Source organism: Eubacterium sp. AF22-8LB (genome assembly GCF_003458715.1).
Lineage (GTDB): Bacteria > Bacillota_I > Bacilli_A > Erysipelotrichales > Erysipelotrichaceae > Holdemanella.
The window spans coordinates 80,025-86,155 of record NZ_QRVI01000008.1 but is presented as its reverse complement, the minus strand read 5'-3'; the positions used below and the strand labels follow the sequence as shown (position 1 = coordinate 86,155).

5 protein-coding genes are annotated in these 6,131 nt (G+C 34.4%); 4 read left to right on the top strand and 1 reads right to left on the bottom strand.

The window, feature by feature from the left end; all coding sequences use genetic code 11:
• Positions 1–91 precede the first annotated feature (91 nt).
• On the bottom strand, positions 92–1,255 hold the full coding sequence (fucO, locus tag DWY01_RS04750; RefSeq protein ID WP_117993930.1) for a lactaldehyde reductase: 1,164 nt from the start codon (positions 1,253–1,255) through the stop codon (positions 92–94).
• 161 nt (positions 1,256–1,416) lie between these two features.
• Between fucO and DWY01_RS04745 the strand changes: the two genes are divergently transcribed.
• From DWY01_RS04745 to DWY01_RS04730, 4 genes are read left to right on the top strand one after another with little or no spacing between them, the layout of a single operon-like run.
• Positions 1,417–3,681, top strand: a complete 2,265-nt coding sequence (locus DWY01_RS04745) for a pyruvate formate lyase family protein (protein WP_117993926.1) — start codon at positions 1,417–1,419, stop codon at positions 3,679–3,681.
• A complete protein-coding gene (locus tag DWY01_RS04740; protein WP_117993923.1) occupies positions 3,674–4,558 on the top strand; it encodes a glycyl-radical enzyme activating protein in 885 nt (294 codons plus the stop codon). Before DWY01_RS04745 ends, DWY01_RS04740 begins: the two co-directional genes overlap by 8 nt.
• Positions 4,559–4,561: 3 nt before the next feature.
• The gene (locus DWY01_RS04735; protein WP_117993918.1) at positions 4,562–5,347 is read left to right on the top strand and encodes a DeoR/GlpR family DNA-binding transcription regulator; all 786 of its coding nucleotides are present in this window, start codon (positions 4,562–4,564) and stop codon (positions 5,345–5,347) included.
• The gene (locus tag DWY01_RS04730) at positions 5,334–6,101 is read left to right on the top strand and encodes an N-acetylmannosamine-6-phosphate 2-epimerase (protein ID WP_117993914.1); all 768 of its coding nucleotides are present in this window, start codon (positions 5,334–5,336) and stop codon (positions 6,099–6,101) included. Before DWY01_RS04735 ends, DWY01_RS04730 begins: the two co-directional genes overlap by 14 nt.
• The last annotated feature ends 30 nt before the right edge of the window (positions 6,102–6,131 follow it).

The following is a 6,131-nucleotide window of genomic DNA, read 5'->3' as shown; positions in this document are numbered from 1 at the left end:
TATACAATAAAAAACCTATGTCCTTACGAAAAGGTATAGGCTTTTGTCAACAATCTGAAGAAGGCAAACTTAATTGCCTTCCTATATGGAATTAGTCTCTTCCATTAAATGCGTATTTATATAAGTCGAAGATTAATTCTTTAGTACATGGACGAGGGTTACCACCTGTACAAACGTCAGCCATAGCTGAATCTGTTAATGTAGGTAAGTCTTCTTCCTTAACACCGATTTCTTTTAAGCTTTGAGCAATTCCACAATCTTTACTTAATTGAATAACGGCATCAATAGCAGCTTGACGATATTCTTCTTGAGACATTTCATCAACACCTTCAACTCCCATTACACGAGCGATTTCTCTGAATTTTTCACCAGTGTAGTTTTTATTGAATTCCATAACGTAAGGAAGTAAAGTGGCACATGCTACACCATGAGGGATTCCGTAGAATGCGCTTAATGGGTGAGCCATACCGTGGTCAACACCTAAACCAACGTTAGAGAATGCCATACCAGTCATATATTGTCCTAAAGCCATGTCTTCACGTCCTTTTGGATCGTTTTCACATGCAGCGCGTAAGCTTCTTGAAATGATTTCGATAGCTTTTAAGTTTAATGTGTCAGCCAATTCCCAAGCAGCTAAAGTAGTATATCCTTCAATAGCGTGAGTTAATGCATCTAATCCAGTACTAGCTGTTAATCCTTTTGGCATACTTGACATCATTTCTGGATCAACGATTGCGACAACTGGAATATCGTGAGCATCTACACAAACGAATTTTCTTTTCTTTTCAGTGTCCGTAATTACATAGTTGATTGTAGTTTCAGCTGCAGTACCTGCAGTTGTTGCGATTGCGATAACGGGAATAGATTTGTTTTTTGTTGGAGCCACACCTTCTAAGCTAACAACATCTTCAAATTCAGGGTTTGCTAAGATGATACCAATACCTTTACAAGTATCTTGTGGACTTCCACCACCAATAGCGATTAAATAGTCAGCACCAGCATCTTTGGCAGCTTGTACACCATTTTTAACTTGTTCAACAGTTGGATTTGCCTTAACTTCATCATAAATTTCATAAGGAAGTCCAGCTTCATCTAATAAGTCAGTTACTTTAGTTGCTACACCAAATTTGATTAGGTCCTTATCAGTAACAACTAATCCTTTCTTTAATCCACGCGCTTTTACTTCTGTAACTACCTCTTTGATAGCTCCAGCACCATGATAACTTGTTTCATTTAAAATAAAACGATTTGACATAAGTATTATTCCTCCTTGTATACTTGTTAATTTCATTTTACGAACTATAGCGCTTACATACAAGTTACAAATTGATAATAATGTCACATATGAATCAAAATGAATAAAAATGATTGACTATGAATTAATATGGATATATATTGAAAGTATGAGGTGAGAATATGGCTAGAATTAATATTGATGGTGAACAAAACGTAGAAGTATCAGTTAAAATTCCATGTGAAAAGAGTTATGAAGAACAATTAGAAATTATGGAAGCTTATACGAAAGCGCACAAAGAAAATAGTTCTAAAAATAAGGCAATCCGTGAAGTAGAATGCTTAAAAGTATTATTGCCACGTTTATTTAGAAGTATTGAAACAGACGATTTAATTGCAGGACGCTTAGATTTTTTGCCTATTGGATTTGGTAGTGTTACAAGTATTGGTGGTGTTGGACACTATTGTGTTTTTCATAAGCTACGTGCTTTTAAAGAACACTTAAAAACAGAGGAAGAGAAAGTTAGAGTGGATGTATTATATGATTATTGGCAAGAACACGATGTAAAGAGTATCTATTGTCAGGATGTATTAAATGAGAATACGACAGGTCGCTTTATTGATTGTAAGTATCCATTTATGGCAACAGCCCGCTTATCAGGTATGATGCTAGATTATAAAAAATTAGTTACATTAGGCATTAATGAATTAATGAAATTAATTCAAAGTTACTCATCCAATGAATTTATGCTAGCAAGCTTAGAATGTATGAAACTATTAAAATCCGTCATTCGCAAACAAATCGATTTGGTTAATCAAAGCTATACGGTGGATCCATCTAGGAATCAAGATTTAGATTTAATGAAACAAGATTTAGAATACATTCTAGAACATAAACCAGCAACTTTTCATCAAGCACTACAATTATTTTGGCTATATGCCCTATGTGCAGGCTGCATTAATTATGGACGTTTGGACATTGTTCTTGGACCATTTTTAAAACATGATATTGATTCTGGATTGATTGATGAGCATGAAGCTTATCGTTATATAAAATCATTATGGAAAATGATTGAAAATCGAAGAACGACTGTAAATGGAAGAATTATAGTGGGTGGAAAAGGAAGAGAAAATGTAGAGGCGTGTGATTTGTTCACAAGAATCTGTTTAAAGGTATGTAAAGATACTCGCTACGTTGAACCACAATTTACATTGCGCTTTGATTCAAATACACCAAAAGATATCATGGACATGGCTTATGAATGTATTGCCAGTGGGGCAACCTATCCAACATTATATAATGATGATGTGAATGTGGATGCTGTACAATATGCAATGCGTGTGGATCGCAAAACAGCCGAACAATATATCCCTTTTGGATGTGGAGAATTTGTGATTCAAGGAAAGAGTGTGGGAACACCAAATACGATGTTGAATTTGACAAAAATATTACAGCTGGCTTTAAATGCAGGATATGATCCTATGGACAATGTTTATAAGGCGGGTTCTGTAAAGGTGTTGCCGTTATCAAGTTTTAGAACTTTTGAAGAGTTTTATGATCAATATAAAGCTTTATTAGATTATTATTTTGATTTAAGCGTATATTGCCAGAAACACTCTTATGAAGTGATGAATCAAGAGGTGAGTTTCTTATTTAATTCAATTTTGATGGATGATTGTTTGGCACGACAAAAAGCCATTTTAGATGGTGGTATTGAAATTCTAGGCGGTACGAATGAAACCTATGGAAATATCAATACAAGTGATGCACTATATGCCATTAAAACATTAGTATATGATCAAAAGAAATATACTTTAGAGGAATTGAATGAAGCGGCATTACATAATTTTGAAGGATATGAACATTTGCGTAAGGAAATTTTATCCTTACCTAAATATGGAAATGATTTAAATGATGTCGACGAACTTGCGAATGATTTATTTGAATATGTTGCGAAGGGTATTCGTAATCGCGGTATTCGAAATGGTATGAATTATTATTTGATTGTTATTTCAAATAATCAGACAAACACAGATTGGGGTCATCAAACCGATGCTAGTTTAGACGGAAGATTAAAAGGTGTGTATTTAAATCCAGCTAATAATCCGCAAGGTTTTGCCGCAAAAAGTGGGCCAACAGCCGTATTGAATTCATTAAGTAAATTCAAAGCGAAATATCATGGTGGAAGTGTACAAAACATAAAGTTTACACCTCGAATGATGCATGAAGATAAAGAGAAAGTAAAAGTCTTATTTGATACTTACTTCAAAAAGGGTGGATGTCAGCTGATGGTAACTGTGGTAGATCATGGTCAACTCGAAGATGCACAAAAGCATCCTGAAAAATATCCGGATTTAATTGTTCGTGTAGCAGGTTATAGTGCTGTTTTTGTGAATTTGACAAAAGATGTTCAAGATGAACTCTTAAGTAGGACATTATATGATTAGAATTTCGAATATAGAAAAGTTTGCCACACACGATGGACCAGGCATTCGTACAACTGTCTTTTTAAAGGGATGTTTCTTACATTGTCCTTGGTGTGCTAATCCCGAAACATGGAAGAGTGAACCTGTATTGATGCATGATGCAAAAAAATGTGTGGAGTGTAAAACATGTATGCACGTATGTGAACATGGTGCAATTTCATTTCCTTTCCAATGGGATATGGATAAATGTATATATTGTAAAAAATGTGAAAACTATTGTTTACAGGATGCGATCTCTTTTGCCGGAAAAGATATGGAAATAAATGAAGTTATTAAAGAGGTTTTAAAAGATAAAGATTATTTTGATCAATCCAATGGAGGAATCACGATTAGTGGTGGAGAACCCTTTATGCAGCTTGATGCATTTCTTGAATTAATAAAACAATGTAAAAATAATGGGTTACATGTAGCGGTAGAGACAACGGGGAATTATTGCTTAGATACATTAAAAGAAGCATTGCCATATATTGATTTATTCTTAATGGATTTGAAGCATTTGGATGCACAAAAGTTAAAAGATATAACTGGTGGTAATTTAAATTTGATTTTGAATAATTTTAAGTACCTTGCTCAACATTGCCCAAATAAAGTAATTGTGAGAATGCCAGTTATTCCAAGATTTAATGATGATATTTGTGAAGATGTTATTAGGTTTTGTGCAAATTTAAAACTTTCAGAAGTTAATCTTCTGCCTTTTCATACGATGGGAAAGAGTAAGTGGAATCAATTGAATAAAGAATTTATGTATGATAAAGATAAAATGATGGATCGAAACGATTTAACTCCATATATAGATGTTGGAAAACAATTGGGTGTGTATGTAAAAATAGGAGGATAAGGTATGCTTTCAAAGGAAAGAATGGTACGAATTGTACAACTATTAGAAGAAAGACAATTTGTGACAGTAAAAGAATTGCAGGAAAGCTTTGATGTTTCAAGATCGAGTGTCATGCGCGACTTGATTGAACTAGAAAATCAAGGCTTAATACAAAGGGAGCGTGGTGGAGCAAGCCTAAAGAGTGTGAGCACGATACTTACAAATTTTAATGAAATGTCTGTTGTTTCTAAAGAAAACTTGAATATGGAAGAAAAGAATTTGATATGTGCACATGCCGCCAAAAGTATACGTGATGGAGATTGTGTATATATTGACTCAGGTACGACGCCCACACATATACTAGATTATATCCAGGATAAAAGAATAAAATTGGTTACTCCAAGTATTTATTTGATTCGAAAACTACCAGCCAGCTTTAAAGGGGATATTTTCTTGTTAGGGGGAGAATTTAATCGTTCTTATGATACAAGCTATGGTTCTTTGACTTTAGATATGATTCGTCAATTTCATTTTGATCATGCTTTTTTAAGTACAAATGGCATTGATTTGGAAAATGGAAATGTATATGTATTTGATTTCAATGTTGGAGCCTGTAAAAAGACTATTATGGAATGCAGTGAAAAGTGTGATTTATTGATAGATGCATCTAAATATGGTGTCAAGGCTATGTGTAATTGGGCAAATTTAAAAGACTTCCATAGTGTTTATGTAGATGTTTATGAGGAAAATAGAGAAATACCAGAAAATTTTGTGGTATGTAAAGGGGAAGATGAAAATGAAGACGAATGATCCAAATAAATTAGCATTATTAGAAAGCTTAAAAGGAGGACTGATTGTCTCTTGTCAGACACAGAAGGATGAACCTATTTATACAGAAGATATGGTTGTAAAGATGGCGGAATGTGCAAAATGGGGTGGTGCTGTCGGATTGCGTTTGAATTCTCCGGAACAGATTCGAAAGGTCAAAGAAGCCAATTTAGGATTACCTATCATTGGTTTGTATAAAGTTTGGCACGAGGATACAGATGTATTTATTACACCAACAATGAAAGAAGTAGACGAAATTGTAGCGGCTGGTGCAGACATTATCGCAATTGATTGTACAGCACAAAAAACACATGAAGGAACCATCGCATGGGATTTGTTACCTCAAGTACGTAAGAAATATCCAAATCATTTGATTTTTGCGGATGTATCCAATTTAGAAGAGGCAAAACATGCTTCGGCAAATGGTGCTGAAATTGTAGCTCCTACATTATATGGATATACGAAAGAAACAGCACATATTGAAGGTGCAGACTTTAGAATGGTGGCTCATATGTGTCGTGAACTACAAGATGAAGCTTGTGTCATCATGGAAGGACATATTTATTCGCCAGAAGATGCGATGAAATGTATTTTTATTGGATATCATAGTGTTGTTGTTGGAAGTGCAATTACTCGTCCGCATTATGTCACAAAACGATTTGTGGATTGCCTAGGAAAGTATCAGAATAACTGGCGTGATGCAGAGCGTGCAAAACATACGAATGAATTAAAGTAAGGGCAATGAAAATTGCTCTTTTTTGATGCT

Bases quoted from the DNA above. Each gene is read 5' to 3' on its own strand.
- fucO (WP_117993930.1), bottom strand. From the start codon at position 1,255: ATGTCAAATCGTTTTATTTTAAATGAAACAAGTTATCATGGTGCTGGA.
- DWY01_RS04745 (WP_117993926.1), top strand. From the start codon at position 1,417: ATGGCTAGAATTAATATTGATGGTGAACAAAACGTAGAAGTATCAGTT.
- DWY01_RS04740 (WP_117993923.1), top strand. From the start codon at position 3,674: ATGATTAGAATTTCGAATATAGAAAAGTTTGCCACACACGATGGACCA.
- DWY01_RS04735 (WP_117993918.1), top strand. From the start codon at position 4,562: ATGCTTTCAAAGGAAAGAATGGTACGAATTGTACAACTATTAGAAGAA.
- DWY01_RS04730 (WP_117993914.1), top strand. From the start codon at position 5,334: ATGAAGACGAATGATCCAAATAAATTAGCATTATTAGAAAGCTTAAAA.